Raw genomic sequence first — 14,367 nt, 5'->3', positions numbered from 1 at the left:
CGCAGTGGATTTTGATCCACCGCGCAAAGCCTCATCTTTCGTTCGTTCTTAGCTTTTAGGACCGTACCCCAGTGTTTGAAAACCTGAACTTTTCCTTGTCATCCCTATGCGTTCTGCCAGCCCAGCGCGATGAATTGGCGACCCTCTACACCGTGGTCGACCAGCGCTGGCATCAGAAGTTCGATCGCCTCAGCCTCCTGGTGACCGTGCGCGACCAGGGCACCCTGGTTGCCGCCGGCCTGGTGCACGACTCCATCGTGGCGCCGACGTCCTCGATGAACGCGGTGGAACTGGGCTGCATGGCCGTGCGCGCCGACTACCGCCGCCTGGGCATCCGCCAGCATGTGACCTCATTGCGCCTGGCCCATGCCCTGCGTTCGGGCAAGACCCCGATCAGCGTCATCGATTCGCAGAACCCTGCCTCCTGGGCCTTCTACGAGCGCTCCGAGCTGTGGCAGCGCGAGCGCAGCTTCGAGCACGAGGGCCGGCTCAAGTTCATCTACCGGGCCACCGAAGCCGCCTGGCAGTGGGCCGCGGACCTGCCGCAGGCTTCCGCCGACCAGGTAGCCATCCAGCTGCCCGGCGCCGCGCAGCCGGTCCCGAGCCTGGCTCTGCCCGCCAGCCCGATGCACCGCTTCGCCGCGCAGTTCGGCTCCGAGGATCCGGCCTCCGCCGTGCCGGTGATGTGACGGCCTGGGACGGCTTTCTGGATCAGGCTAGAACAGGGCGTCCTGCTGCTCGTCCACCATGGCGTGGCCCGGCAGCGGGGCGACTTCGCCGGCCCGGCGAGCGCGAGCTGCCTCGTGCAAGTCGATCGGGGTGACCTTCAGGACCGCATCGACCATGGCGTTGAGGAACTGCGGGGCGGCAATGTCGGCAGGCACCGGGGCATGGACGCACTTGACCTCCGGCTGCTCGGCCGCATCATCCCAGTCCACCAGCAGCAGACCGGTTGCGGTGTAGCCGAAGCCGTCGCCGAAGTCGCGCAGCTTGCGGATCATGTCCACGGTGCGGCGGAAGGCCGCCGGCTCGGATTCCAGGATCGTGGCGCGTTGCACGAAGAAGAACCCTACGGCGGCCAGCGGGTACCGGGCGCGGAGGTTCGCCGCGTCGCCGTAGGCCTCTTCATAGCGGTTGGCCAGGTTCTTGCCGAAGGACGAGGTCATCGCCTTGGTGCTCAGCAGCAGTTCGGGGCCGGTGGACCAGTGGGTCATCACCACGTCGGTCTGCTTCATGTAGGCGCGGCCCAGGATGCGCGCGTCGGTGCTGCCCGCCTTGCCGGCCATGATCGACTCGTGCACCTCGTCGGCCAGCCGCTCGGGCAGCTTGCGCAGCAGCTGGAGGATGTCGCTGGACAGCACCCGCGGCGCTTCGGGGCGCGGCCAGACCAGGTCGGCATCGAAGCCGGCACGGCGCAGCTCGTGCGCCAGCCAGGCATCCACGCCCTGGGCGAAACGGCCCGAACGGGTGACCGCCTTGGAACGCACCGGGATGCTCAGCAGCCGCTCGAGCACCGCGTAGGACGGGTTGAATTCCCCGGTGACCGCGCCATTATCCAGCCAGGGCGAATCCTTTGGCGCGGACATCAAGGTGGCATCGAATTCGGCGAAGGCCAGGGTCTTCTCGATCGCAGGATTGGCCACGCTTATCCCTTCACTGCTTTGCTTCGGGCCTTGCGGCGTTCGAGCATGTTCATCCGCGCCGCGCGCAGCGCCTCGATCGCTTCCGCATCCAGGCCGAGCAGCGCCTTGAGCACCACTGAATCCACCAGGTTCGCCGCTTCCTGCTTGCGCCCATGGGCCAGCAGCTCGCGCACCTCGGGCTTGATGGCGCGCAATTGCGGGGCATGGCGCTGCACCATGCCGATGGCCGGGACCGGCAGCTGGTCGGCTTCGCGCGGCTCCAGCTTCAGGATGCCGCCGCCGTAGGAACGTCCCACCATTTCGGCGCCGAGCATGGTCAGCGTGTTCAGCGACGCCACCGGAAGCAGCTCGCGGCCCAGCTCTCGCGCATCGGCACCCAGGTACACCCCGTGGATCGAGTTGATATGGTGCACCCCGGCCTCGTTGGCGGTCAGCCGCGGGGTATCGGCGTTCATGTAGGTCATGAACAAATCCGGCACCGACAGCACGGGCACCCGCCACCACGGCGAGCGCACCCGGCACTTGTAGGCCGCATCCACGTTCAGCAGTTCGCCGCTGGCCACGAAGCGCGCGCCGGCGCCGCTGGGTTCCGCGGCGGGACGGAACATCCAGGCCGCCGCCCCGTGCGCTGCCAGCTTTTCCCAGCCCTCCTCGCTCAGCTCCAGCCCGCGCAGGTGGCGCGAGCCCGGCGGCGAGATGCGGATCAAATCCTCGTCGGCCAGCCCCAGCTCCTGGACCTGCGCGGCGGAAAGCGTGAACCACTTGTTGTTGCCGGTGACAGCACCCAGCGAGGTTTCGCCCCAGGACTGCAGCGGAGCCATCCGGCCGGCGGCCAGAGCCGCGGACAGGATCCCCTGCGCTTCGAGGCCCACCAGCGATCCTGTCCAGCGGTCGTTGCCGCGTGCCGGGGTGTGCCGGGTGCCATCGCCCAGGGTGTGCAGGTCATGGGCATTGCGAAATTGGTGCAGGCTGAAGGAATCGCTGGAGCCCTGGCGGTACCCCTCGGCCAGCAGCAGCACCACTTCCTCCTGCGCGTCGGCAAACAGGCGTTCCTCGAAGACTGCCAGGTGCACGCTGGCGAAGCGCTCGAGCAGCATCTGGCGCACCGGCCCTGCGTAGTTCACGAACATCAGCTCTGCCGGAAGCACCAGCGCCAGGCGCCCGCCGTCGGCCAGGAAGCTGGTGGAGTGCACGACGAAGGCCGCCCAGATGCTGGCCAGCTCGTTCAGCTCCACGCCCGAGGCCTTGGCCGCGGCGCGCGAGAGTTCCCGGTCGGCACCGCGGTGCAGCTGGTAGCGCACATAGGGCGGGTTGCCGATGACCGCATCGAAGTCTGCGTGCCCGGGAACCTCGAAGAAGTTGGCCTGTTCGATCTGCGCGTCGATCCCGGCGGCCTGCATCCGCGCACGGGCCGCCTGCACCGATGGCTCGTGCAGCTCCAGGCCCACCAGTTCCACCGGGCCCCTGCCGTCGTCCAGCACCGCGTTCGCTGCGGCCAGGAATTGCGCATCGCCGCAGGAGGGTTCCAGAACCCTGCTGCCGTGCTGCCCCAGCGCCCACTGCGCCATGAAGCTGGCCACGGGTTCCGGGGTGAAGTAGGCGCCGCGCGCATGGCGGGCAGTGGCCGGATCAGTCAATTCTCTACTCAACACTCATCGATCTTTCCACGCAGGCCAGACAGTTTGGCTGGCCCAGAAGACCGGGTCCGGGCTGCAACTTCTCTATTCTACGTGCGCGGGACGCCCGCTGATTTCCGTTCCTAGTGGGCGGCTTCGGCTTCGCCCTTGCGGCGCAGCTTCTGGATGCCCAGGACGATGGCGGTAATCACCGAGCCGATGATGAAACCGGCCAGGCAGGAGAAGGCGGTATTCACCAGCCAGCCGAGCATGGCGCCGGCCTGGCCGGTTGCGTCGTGGACCAGCAGCTCCACATGGTGCACGAAGCCGTACGGCGCATGCCAGCCGAGCTCGTCCATGCCGACCAGCAGCAGGTGCCCACCGACCCAGAGCATCGCGATCACGCCGACCTTGCTCAGGATGGACATCACGATGGGCATCGCCTTGACCAGGCCGCGGCCGATCTTCTGCGAGAGATGGCGCGGCTTGGCGGCCATGTGCAGGCCGATGTCGTCCATTTTCACGATCAAGCCCACGGCGCCATAGACCACGACGGTCATCAGGATCGCGATCACGACCAGGATCAGCGCCCGGTTCAGGAAGGATTCGTGCGCCACCTCATTCAGCGAGATGACCATGATCTCCGCAGAGAGCACGAGATCGGTGCGCACGGCCGAACCGATGATCGCTTTTTCGTCGCGCACGCCCTCCTTGCCGCCCGGAGTGTGGTGCTTGATCGCGCCCATCGCTTCGAGCAGCTTCTCGGCCCCTTCGAAGACCAGATAGGCGCCTCCGACCATCAGGATCGGGGTCAGCGCCCAGGGGGCGAACTGCGAAAGGATCAGAGCGACCGGAAGGATGATCAGCATCTTGTTCCGGATGGAGCCAACGGCGATCTTCCAGATGATCGGAAGCTCGCGCTTCGGCGAGAGCCCTGCCACGTATTGCGGGGTGACTGCCGCATCGTCGATCACGACACCCAGGGATTTGGTGCTGGCCTTGCCAGCGCCCAGCGCGATGTCGTCCAGCGATGCCGCGGTGACTTTCACCAGGGCGGCCACGTCGTCCAATAGTGCTGCAAGGCCTCCGGCCATGGTCGGCTCCTCAAATCTAGGTTCTGCGCAGAATTCTACCGGCGGGATCCTAGAGCCTGCCACAGGCGCGAGGTTGCATCGGGCACAATCCGGGGTGAAAACGAAAACCGTGCCATGAAAACTCATCGGCACGGTTCCAGCTGCTGGTCCAAGACCAGATCAGAGCCCCCTACCGGATTCGAACCGGTGACCTTCAGTTTACAAGACAGACGCTCTGGCCAGCTGAGCTAAGGGGGCGTACCGGATAAGAATATCGGAAAACCCCTCGGCACTGCGAATTGGCGCAGCCGCGCAGCGCATGCCCGATTAAATGCCGATGGGAAGGAAGCCAGCATTGGCTTCCTTCCCATCGACCGGGTGCGAGATCACTAAGGATACTACCGGATCCCGGACAATTGTCCAGCGGTGGCTGGATGGGCTTACTTGTTGGCAGCGATGGCTTTCTCGACCTCGGTCGGGAAGTCTTGGGTTCCCAGTGCGAACTCCTTGCCCTGGATGAAGATCGAAGGGGTGCCGGCTACGCCGTCGTACTGGCCAGCGGTCGTGGCGTACTGGACGAATGGACGGAACTTGCCATCCTCGATGCACTTGGTCACGGAGTCAGCAGCGCCGTTCTGGATGGCCAGGTCCGCAAGCTCGGCGTTCTTCATCTCGCCCTCTGGGTAGTGGCCCCACAGCGCCTTGACGAAGCTCATGTAGGCAGCTGGGCTCTCGTCGGCAACGCAAGCCAGTGCGTTGGCGCCGCGCGAGGAGAAGTTGGTTGGCGAACCACGGTCCAGGTAGCCGACGTTGCGATATTCAACGGTGACATCGCCATTGGCCAGCCATTCTTCGATCTGGTCGCCGTAGGTGGCCTCGAAGTCTGCGCAGTGGACGCAGTTGGCGTCGACGTACATGGTGATATTGATCGGCTCGCCCTTGTCAGCCACCGTCAGGTCGCGCGGGGTGGCAGGATTCGGCGCTTCGGCAGGCGCTTCAAGGGTCTTGATGTCCACGTTCTCGATGGTCTTCTGTGCAACGGTGTCTGGCGAGGTGACCATGATGCCGCCCGCTGCGGTACCGCCCTGCGGCACGGCGCCGGCGTCGGCAATCTTGGCGTTGTTGTTCTGCACGATCAAAGTAACTACCAGTGCGATGACCACAATGACTGCAGCCAAGACACCCAGCTTCACGAAAAGCGACTTGCGCTTCTGGGCGGCTTCTTGCGCGGCACGCATCTGCGCCGCCTTCTCACGGGCACTCGCGGTGCGCTCCGCCTTCGATGGGCGCGGGTTATTCGTAGACATGTATTTGGCGTTTCCTTGGTCAGCGGACAAGTATCATCTGGAGTCAAGCTTAGCCAATTCCCGGGGTCCGTATCCGTGAAAACTCAAGATTGATCCACCTTCACAGGACTCACATATCTTCCGCATACAGCCCCCAAAGTGCCCTTCACGGCTTAACTTGAGCGTTAAACCAAGTGACCAGCGGAAATGGTTTGTCTACTGCCATTGCCATCCTGAGTACACGGCATCTGCGCAAAAGTGACGCGTATGACGGTGCAATCCGCCCCATCGTTCCCTTACCAGCCAGTTTTCATTAGGCTAAATAGCAAGAGCGAGGAAATTAGACGAGAAGTCATTCACTCAGAACCGACGAATCTGCACCACGCCGGTGAATCAGATTGAATAAACCAGGAGGTTTGCAGTGGGTAACCCAGCGCCGAGTACAAAGACCGAGAATTCCTACGATTTCGTGGTTGTGGCCAATCGCCTTCCGGTGGACCGCATCACCAATCCTGACGGGTCGCAAGGATTCCAGCGTTCGCCCGGTGGCTTGGTGACGGCCCTGGAACCTGTTATGGCCGCCTCCGAAGGCGCTTGGGTGGGCTGGCATGGCGGTATTGGCGAGGAGCTGGAGAGCTTCGACAAGGATGACATCCATCTGGTTCCGGTCCCCCTGGATGAAGATGACTTGACCCAGTACTACGAGGGCTTCTCCAACTCGACGCTGTGGCCGCTCTACCACGACGTGATCGTGCCACCGGAATACCATCGCACCTGGTGGGACCGGTACAAGAGAATCAACCGGCGATTCGCCGATGCAGTACTGGGTATTGCCGCTCCGGACGCGACCGTTTGGGTCCACGACTACCAGCTGCAGCTGGTTCCGCAGATGCTGCGGCTGGCACGCCCTGATCTGAAGATAGGCTTCTTCCTGCACATACCGTTTCCGGCAGCCAGCCTGTTCTCGCAGCTGCCGTGGCGCACGCAGATTCTGGAGGGGCTGGCCGGGGCTGATCTGGTCGGATTCCAGCGTGAAACCGATGCCAGCAATTTCCTGCGCTGCCTGCGCCGGTTCACCGGCTACTCGACCAAGGGCGATGTGGCGTCGCCGCCAGCCGGCAACGAAATGCAGAATCTCTGCCGTGCCAAGGCCCATCCGATCTCCATCGATACGGAGCACATCGCCAAGCTATCGCGCGATCCGCAAATCATCGCCCGCGCGGCACAGATCCGCCATGAGCTGGGCAACCCGAAAACCATCATGCTCGGCGTGGACCGCTTGGACTACACCAAGGGCATCCGCCACCGCCTGAAGGCCTACGGCGAGCTGCTCTCCGACCAGACGCTGCGCGCCGGCGACGTCTGCCTGATCCAGGTTGCCAGCCCCAGCCGGGAAAACGTGGACAGCTACATCGAGCTGCGCGACCAGGTGGAACTGATGGTCGGACAGATCACCGGCCAGCATGACACCCTGAGCCACACCACCCTGCGCTACCTGCATCAGTCCTATCCGCTGCGCGAAATGATCGCCATGTACCTGGCCGCCGACGTCCTGCTGGTCACGGCCCTGCGCGATGGCATGAACCTGGTGGCCAAGGAGTACGTCGCCGCTCACCAGGACGGCCGCGGCGTGCTGGTGCTCTCGGAGTACACCGGTGCTGCCGATCAGCTGACCCAGGCCGTACTGGTCAATCCCCACGACATCGACGGGATGAAGGCCAAGATCGTGGAAGCGGTCCAGATGAACGAGACGGAGCAGGAACGCCGGATGAAGCGCATGAACCGCCATTTGGCGCTCAATGATGTTTCCAAATGGTCCGATGATTTCCTGGCTGAACTGGCCGAGATCAATGCGGCCACCTCCGTGCACGAAATCGTTCGCTAAGCAGATTCCCGCGGGAATCGTGATCCTTGATGAGGAACGCATTGCCAGAACTAGATCCTTCCCTGCATGCCGCGCTGGCTGAGTTTGCCGAGCACGAGCGGGTGCTCGTGGCTTTGGACTTTGATGGAACGATGTCCCCGCTGGTCGACCGGCCGCAAGATGCCCGGCCGCTGCCTCAGACCGCTGCCGCCTTCGAGCAGCTGGCGGCCAGCCCCGGGGTATACACCGCTGTAGTGTCGGGCCGTAACCTGCAGTCCTTGCGCGAGGTCTACCCGCAGCCGCGTCCAGGGATTTGCATTGGCTCGCACGGCGCCGAACGTGTGGTTCCGTCCCGGTTGGGTGCAAACTGGCAGGATGAGCCGCTGACCGCCGAGCAAACCGCACTGCTTGGAACAGTGACCCAGCGATTGGAGCACGTCGCGGCAGCGCATGAGAACGCCAGCTTGGAGTACAAGCCGTCGGCCACGGTCCTGCATGTCCGCCAGGCACTGCCGGATGCGGCTGCCAAGGCCTTGGCACAGGCGCGGCAAGCCCTTGCTGATTTGGACGGTGTGAAACTGCTCGATGGCAAGGCGGTCTTGGAAGCCACCGTGCATCATGGCGACAAGGGCCAAAGCCTGCAGTGGCTGCGTGAGACCCTCGACGTGCAGGCGGTCCTTTTTGCTGGCGATGACGTCACCGACGAGAACGGATTCAGGGTCCTCGGCGCGGAAGATGTGGGCATCAAGGTGGGATCCGGGCCAACAGCGGCAGCGTATTCTATCTCTTCGCCTGCTGATCTGCCAGATCTTTTGAAAAGTCTCATTTCCATGCGAAACTGAAGTGTCCCAATTCACTTTCACTACGGATCGTCGGGCACGTACCTGCCCGTGAAAGGATTGTCATCATGGCAACTGTGACCTTTGAAAAGGCCACCCGCATTTACCCGGGCGCACTTGTGCCCTCCGTCGACGCAATCGACTTGGAAATCCAAGATGGAGAATTCCTTGTTCTAGTTGGCCCCTCGGGTTGCGGCAAATCCACGACTCTGCGCATGCTTGCAGGCTTGGAAGAAGTAAATTCCGGCCGCATTCTCATTGGCGACAAGGACGTGACCAACGTTCCGCCAAAGGACCGCGACATCGCCATGGTCTTCCAGAACTACGCGCTGTACCCCCACATGACCGTCGCCGAGAATATGGGCTTTGCCTTGAAGATCGCCGGCGTCGACAAGGAAGAGCGCAAGCAGCGTGTGCTGGAAGCAGCCAAGCTTCTGGACCTGGAGAAGTACCTGGACCGCAAGCCCAAGGCCCTCTCGGGCGGCCAGCGCCAGCGTGTGGCCATGGGCCGCGCCATTGTTCGTTCGCCCCAGGTGTTCTTGATGGACGAGCCGCTGTCCAACCTCGATGCAAAGCTGCGAGTGCAGACCCGTACCCAAATTGCTTCGCTGACCCGTCGTCTCGGAGTCACGACCGTATACGTGACCCACGATCAGGTGGAAGCGCTGACCATGGGCGACCGCGTTGCAGTGCTCAAGGACGGCGAGCTGCAGCAGGTAGGCACCCCACGCGAGCTCTATGATCGCCCACGCAATGTGTTCGTCGCAGGTTTCATCGGTTCCCCTGCCATGAACCTGGTGCAGCTGCAGTCGTCCAATGGACAGGTGGCTTTCGGTTCAACCACCATCGACGCACCGGGAGCCCAAGGTGGAACGACTTTGGGCTTCCGCCCAGAAGACATCGAGATCGTCAGTGCCGGCGAAGGCGTCGAGATTGTTGTAGACGTGGTTGAAGAGCTCGGCGCAGATGCCTACATCTACGGCTCAGCGGAGCTGGGCGGCAAAACCCAGATGGTAGTTGTTCGTGTTGATGGCCGTACGCCTCCTGCACGTGGAGCGCGCATCAACATTGCACCAAATATGCAGCACGTGCACCTGTTTGATACTGAAAGCGGTCTGCGTTTGGACAACGCCTAGTACCTGCAACATCGGCGGCTCGGAAATGAATTTCCGAGCCGCCGATGAATTTAAACGGTGGCGTACCTTCTCGGTTAAACATCGAAGGCCCCGAACTCTCGTTCGGGGCCTTCGGCAAATTATGCCCGGCGATGACCTACTCTCCCACACCCTCCCGAGTGCAGTACCATCGGCGCTGTGGGTCTTAGCTTCCAGGTTCGGTATGGAGCTGGGCGTTTCCCCCACGCTATGATCGCCGTAACTCTATACCTCATGGATAACCATGGGAAAACTACGGTGTCATTCGCGATTGCGACAACTCCATAACTATATCAAGCACGCAGGGGTTGCGCCACTTCAGAACCGGTTAGCAGCAGTGTCCTTCGCCATACTCAGCTGCCAGGTCTAGCTCCAGATGTTATCCCCGCGCAACGTCGCCTCCGCACCGCCGTCGCAGTAGATGGTTTGGCCGGTGACGTGAGTGTTTTCTTCACTCGTCAGCCACAGGAGCAGCCTGGCGATCACCACAGCCTCAGAGTGGTAGTTCAGCGGCATCGGCACATTCTTGTCGACCATTGCTTTGCCTTCGTCGGTGGCCAGCAATTCGCGAGTCATGTTGGTGATCACGGTGCCAGGAGCCACAGCATTCAATGGGATTCCTGCGCCGGCCCACTTCTCCGTGATGCATTCACGACGTACCCAGCGGCTCAGCGCGCGCTTGGAGGACGGGTAGTTCAAGTAGCCGGCTCCAGGGCCAGCGGCTTCCAGCTCTGCGCCAATGGCCAGGGATGCCTCTTCGTCGCCCGTAAGCAATGCTTCAACCAGTTCAGCGGAATTCTGCTGGATCGAAGCCATCGAGGACACGACGGCCACACGCGGTGCCTCCGATTGCCCCAGAGCTGGCAGGAGGCCTTCCAGATACTCGGTAACACCGAAGTAGTTTACCGATACCGTAATTGCCTTAGGAGCCGAAATTCCCGCGGCAGCGATGACAGCGTCAATCTTGCCTTCGGAAAGCTCTAGAGTCTGCTTGATGGCGCTTTGCCGGCCTTCCTGAGTCGACAGGTCAGCCGCGACGTCAGTATCACGTAGATCAACGCCGATGACCTTGTGCCCACGTTCGCGAATCAATTCAGTTGTGGCTGCACCAATGCCGGAAGCAGCGCCAGTAACGACATAAGTTCTCACGTTTGGTTTCCCTCTTTCGCAATTGGAAGATGAGTCGAGAGACCATCGATGAGTCAGTCGCGGCCTCGCTCATATCCCACACTAGGCCTATTTTCGGTGTCCTCTTGAACTACGATGCCTAAGTCAAGCATTTGTGGTCGCAGGTCGACACGGCAGCGGCCAGCGGCCAGCGGCCAGCGGCCAGCGGCCAGCGGCCAGCGGCCAAACCCCCTTAAACACGAACAGGCCAGGCAATAGCACCTGGCCGCACACTGACGGGTTAAACAGGTGAGGCTCCAACCACTGGTTGGAGCCTCAAACCCATTATTCAGGTTAAGTCCGGCGGTGACCTACTCTCCCACACCCTCACGAGTGCAGTACCATCGGCGCAATGGGCCTTAGCTTCCGGGTTCGGTATGGGACCGGGCGTTTCCCCCACGCTATGACCGCCGTAACAATCACGAAGCACACAAACCCCATGGTTTGATGCATTCCGGTGTCATTAATGCCTTATGTTATTTCTGGCTAGAGGTTGTTGTCTCGTAACCGCATAGTGAACGCGAACAGCATTGAAAAATATCAGTTCAAATTATTGTTTTATTGTGTGTTGTAAGCCATCGGCCTATTAGTACAGGTCAGCTGCACAAGTCTTCAGTCCTTGCTTCCACATCCTGCCTATCAACCCAGTGGTCTAGCTGGGGGCCTCTCACACACAAAGGTGCATGGAAATCTCATCTCGAAGCAGGCTTCCCGCTTAGATGCTTTCAGCGGTTATCCCTTCCAAACGTAGCTAATCAGCGATGCACTTGGCAGTACAACTGACACACCAGAGGTTCGTCCGTCCCGGTCCTCTCGTACTAAGGACAGCCCTTCTCAAATTTCCAACGCGCGCAGCGGATAGGGACCGAACTGTCTCACGACGTTCTAAACCCAGCTCGCGTACCGCTTTAATGGGCGAACAGCCCAACCCTTGGGACCTACTCCAGCCCCAGGATGCGACGAGCCGACATCGAGGTGCCAAACCATGCCGTCGATATGGACTCTTGGGCAAGATCAGCCTGTTATCCCCGAGGTACCTTTTATCCGTTGAGCGACGGCCCTTCCACGAGGTGCCGCCGGATCACTAGTCCCGACTTTCGTCCCTGCTCGAGCTGTCACTCTCACAGTCAAGCTCCCTTGTGCACTTACACTCGACACCTGATTGCCAACCAGGCTGAGGGAACCTTTGGGCGCCTCCGTTACATTTTAGGAGGCAACCGCCCCAGTTAAACTACCCATCAGGCACTGTCCCTGAACCAGATCATGGTCCGAAGTTAGGTGACCGGTACAGCCAGAGTGGTATTTCAACGATGACTCCACCTGAACTAGCGTCCAAGCTTCACAGTCTCCCACCTATCCTACACAAGCTGCACCGAACACCAATACCAAACTATAGTAAAGGTCTCGGGGTCTTTCCGTCCTGCTGCGCGTAACGAGCATCTTTACTCGTACTGCAATTTCGCCGAGTTCATGGTTGAGACAGCGGGGAAGTCGTTACTCCATTCGTGCAGGTCGGAACTTACCCGACAAGGAATTTCGCTACCTTAGGATGGTTATAGTTACCACCGCCGTTTACTGGGGCTTAAATTCTCAGCTTCGCCACAAAAGTGACTAACCAGTCCTCTTAACCTTCCAGCACCGGGCAGGAGTCAGTCCGTATACATCGTCTTGCGACTTCGCACGGACCTGTGTTTTTAGTAAACAGTCGCTTCCCCCTGGTCTCTGCGGCCCACACCCGCATCAGAGAAGCAAGTTCTCATCACGGGGCAGGCCCCCCTTCTTCCGAAGTTACGGGGGCATTTTGCCGAGTTCCTTAACCATGATTCTCTCGATCGCCTTAGTATTCTCTACCTGATCACCTGTGTCGGTTTGGGGTACGGGCGGACTGGGACCTCGCGCCGATGCTTTTCTAGGCAGCATAGGATCACCGAATCACCCCATAAACGGGGCGCCTATCAGGTCTCAGAAACATGAGCGGCGGATTTGCCAACCGCTCTTCCTACACCCTTGGACCAGGTCAATTCCATTGCCTGGCTCGGCTACCTTCCTGCGTCACACCTGTTAATACGCTGACCTCACTGCATCGGTTCCCACCACACCACCAGCAACCATTCCCGAAGGAACAAATCACCGGATCCGTCATGGTTAGCATCCACAGCTCAGTATGGGCGGTCCTTCGCCGGTACGGGAATATCAACCCGTTGTCCATCGACTACGCCTGTCGGCCTCGCCTTAGGTCCCGACTAACCCAGGGCAGATTAGCTTAACCCTGGAACCCTTGATCATTCGGCGGACGGGTTTCTCACCCGTCATTCGCTACTCATGCCTGCATTCTCACTCGTGTGGCCTCCACCGCTGGTTTACACCGCGACTTCACCGTCCACACGACGCTCCCCTACCCATCCAAACACCCAATCGAAACCAGGTTAATATTTGAATGACGCAACTTCGGCGGTGTGCTTGAGCCCCGCTACATTATCGGCGCGGAATCACTTGACCAGTGAGCTATTACGCACTCTTTCAAGGGTGGCTGCTTCTAAGCCAACCTCCTGGTTGTCACAGCAACTCCACATCCTTTTCCACTTAGCACACGCTTAGGGGCCTTAGTTGGCGTTCTGGGCTGTTTCCCTCTCGACTATGAAGCTTATCCCCCACAGTCTCACTGCTGCGCTCTCACTTGCCGGCATTCGGAGTTTGGCTAAGGTCAGTAACCTTGTAGGGCCCATCGCCTATCCAGTAGCTCTACCTCCAGCAAGAAACACGCAACGCTGCACCTAAATGCATTTCGGGGAGAACCAGCTATCACGAAGTTTGATTGGCCTTTCACCCCTACCCACAGCTCATCCCCTCCATTTTCAACTGAAGTGGGTTCGGTCCTCCACACGCTCTTACACGCGCTTCAACCTGGCCATGGGTAGATCACTTCGCTTCGGGTCTAGATCACGCCACTCAAACGCCCTATTCAGACTCGCTTTCGCTACGGCTTCCCCACACGGGTTAACCTCGCGACGTAACACTAACTCGCAGGCTCATTCTTCAAAAGGCACGCCATCACCAGGGAACAAGTCCCCAGCTCTAACGGATTGTAAGCGCACGGTTTCAGGTACTATTTCACTCCCCTCCCGGGGTACTTTTCACCATTCCCTCACGGTACTGATTCACTATCGGTCATCAAGTAGTATTCAGGCTTACCAGGTGGTCCTGGCAGATTCACACAAGGTTTCACGGGCCCCGTGCTACTCGGGTATCAACACTAGAACGGCAGACACGCATTACGCCTACGGGACTATCACCCTCTCTGGTCCGGCATTCCAACCGATTCACCTATACGCCTGCACCTCATCCCACCAGCAAGATAGCGCTGGTACATGTCAACCCCACAACCCCGATGATGCAACGCCTATCCGCTATCACACACCAACCGGTTTAGCCCCATCCGCGTTCGCTCGCCACTACTAACGGAATCACTGTTGTTTTCTCTTCCTGCGGGTACTGAGATGTTTCACTTCCCCGCGTTCCCTCCACACAGCCTATACATTCAGCTGCAGGTCACACCACATAACATGGTGCGGGGTTCCCCCATTCGGAAATCCTGGCCTCAACGTCCGGTTATCGACTCCACCAGGCTTATCGCAGATTCCCACGTCCTTCATCGGCTCTTGATGCCAAGGCATCCACCGTGCGCCCTTAAAAACTTCAACACAAATCAAAGTCTCAGAATTGAG

Annotated in this window: 9 protein-coding genes, 1 tRNA gene and 3 rRNA genes; 4 read left to right on the top strand and 9 right to left on the bottom strand. The window is 60.3% G+C overall.

Translation table 11 applies throughout. From position 1 onward, the window contains the following. Positions 1–71 precede the first annotated feature (71 nt). Entirely contained in the window at positions 72–689 is a 618-nt protein-coding gene (locus tag ACR9WD_RS02760) for a GNAT family N-acetyltransferase (RefSeq protein ID WP_149596348.1), read from the top strand. Between the two features lie 27 nt (positions 690–716). On the opposite strand, the gene ACR9WD_RS02755 is transcribed toward ACR9WD_RS02760, so the two are convergent. The 5 genes from ACR9WD_RS02755 to ACR9WD_RS02735 form a co-directional block, all read right to left on the bottom strand. Further along, complete coding sequence (locus tag ACR9WD_RS02755; protein WP_223308879.1) at positions 717–1,643, bottom strand: hypothetical protein; 927 nt, start codon at positions 1,641–1,643, stop codon at positions 717–719. A 2-nt stretch (positions 1,644–1,645) separates the two neighbouring features. Further along, positions 1,646–3,292, bottom strand: a complete 1,647-nt coding sequence (locus ACR9WD_RS02750) for an N-6 DNA methylase (RefSeq protein WP_434922652.1) — start codon at positions 3,290–3,292, stop codon at positions 1,646–1,648. Positions 3,293–3,402: 110 nt separating this feature from the next. Beyond that, positions 3,403–4,353 carry a DUF808 domain-containing protein gene (locus ACR9WD_RS02745; protein WP_073706481.1) on the bottom strand — a complete coding sequence of 317 codons (951 nt, stop codon included), beginning with the start codon at positions 4,351–4,353 and terminating at the stop codon, positions 3,403–3,405. A gap of 163 nt (positions 4,354–4,516) precedes the next feature. Next, positions 4,517–4,590: transfer RNA gene (locus ACR9WD_RS02740), tRNA-Thr, on the bottom strand. 182 nt (positions 4,591–4,772) lie between these two features. After that, positions 4,773–5,639 (bottom strand): DsbA family protein, encoded by an 867-nt coding sequence (locus ACR9WD_RS02735; protein ID WP_073706480.1) that lies wholly within the window; start codon positions 5,637–5,639, stop codon positions 4,773–4,775. 400 nt (positions 5,640–6,039) lie between these two features. On the opposite strand from ACR9WD_RS02735, the gene ACR9WD_RS02730 reads away from it, so the two are divergent. From ACR9WD_RS02730 to ACR9WD_RS02720, 3 genes are all read left to right on the top strand, one after another. Further along, positions 6,040–7,503, top strand: coding sequence for an alpha,alpha-trehalose-phosphate synthase (UDP-forming) (locus ACR9WD_RS02730; RefSeq protein ID WP_073706479.1), 1,464 nt, complete (start codon positions 6,040–6,042; stop codon positions 7,501–7,503). 41 nt (positions 7,504–7,544) lie between these two features. Beyond that, positions 7,545–8,324: a trehalose-phosphatase gene (gene otsB / locus ACR9WD_RS02725; protein WP_208644131.1), complete on the top strand. Its 780-nt coding sequence runs from the start codon at positions 7,545–7,547 to the stop codon at positions 8,322–8,324. Between the two features lie 65 nt (positions 8,325–8,389). Beyond that, positions 8,390–9,457: an ABC transporter ATP-binding protein gene (locus ACR9WD_RS02720; protein ID WP_038990074.1), complete on the top strand. Its 1,068-nt coding sequence runs from the start codon at positions 8,390–8,392 to the stop codon at positions 9,455–9,457. A gap of 123 nt (positions 9,458–9,580) precedes the next feature. Here the strand turns inward: ACR9WD_RS02720 and rrf (ACR9WD_RS02715) are convergent. The 4 genes from rrf (ACR9WD_RS02715) to ACR9WD_RS02700 all read right to left on the bottom strand — a co-directional run bounded on the left by rrf (ACR9WD_RS02715) (position 9,581) and on the right by ACR9WD_RS02700 (position 14,343). Continuing rightward, a 5S ribosomal RNA gene (rrf, locus tag ACR9WD_RS02715) occupies positions 9,581–9,697 on the bottom strand. Between the two features lie 144 nt (positions 9,698–9,841). Then, positions 9,842–10,624 carry an SDR family oxidoreductase gene (locus tag ACR9WD_RS02710; RefSeq protein WP_038990075.1) on the bottom strand — a complete coding sequence of 261 codons (783 nt, stop codon included), beginning with the start codon at positions 10,622–10,624 and terminating at the stop codon, positions 9,842–9,844. Positions 10,625–10,940: 316 nt separating this feature from the next. Beyond that, a 5S ribosomal RNA gene (gene rrf / locus ACR9WD_RS02705) occupies positions 10,941–11,057 on the bottom strand. 150 nt (positions 11,058–11,207) lie between these two features. After that, positions 11,208–14,343: ribosomal RNA gene (locus ACR9WD_RS02700) — 23S ribosomal RNA — on the bottom strand. Between the last annotated feature and the right edge of the window lie 24 nt (positions 14,344–14,367).

This window comes from Glutamicibacter sp. PAEs-4, assembly GCF_051161755.1.
In the GTDB taxonomy this organism is placed as follows: Bacteria; Actinomycetota; Actinomycetes; order Actinomycetales; family Micrococcaceae; genus Glutamicibacter; species Glutamicibacter nicotianae.
The sequence above is the reverse complement of the archived record's forward strand: the minus strand, read 5'-3'. Positions and strand labels throughout refer to the sequence as shown.

Coding starts and splice junctions, on each gene's coding strand:
- ACR9WD_RS02745 (WP_073706481.1), bottom strand. CDS start 4,353: ATGGCCGGAGGCCTTGCAGCACTATTGGACGACGTGGCCGCCCTGGTG.
- ACR9WD_RS02735 (WP_073706480.1), bottom strand. CDS start 5,639: ATGTCTACGAATAACCCGCGCCCATCGAAGGCGGAGCGCACCGCGAGT.
- ACR9WD_RS02720 (WP_038990074.1), top strand. CDS start 8,390: ATGGCAACTGTGACCTTTGAAAAGGCCACCCGCATTTACCCGGGCGCA.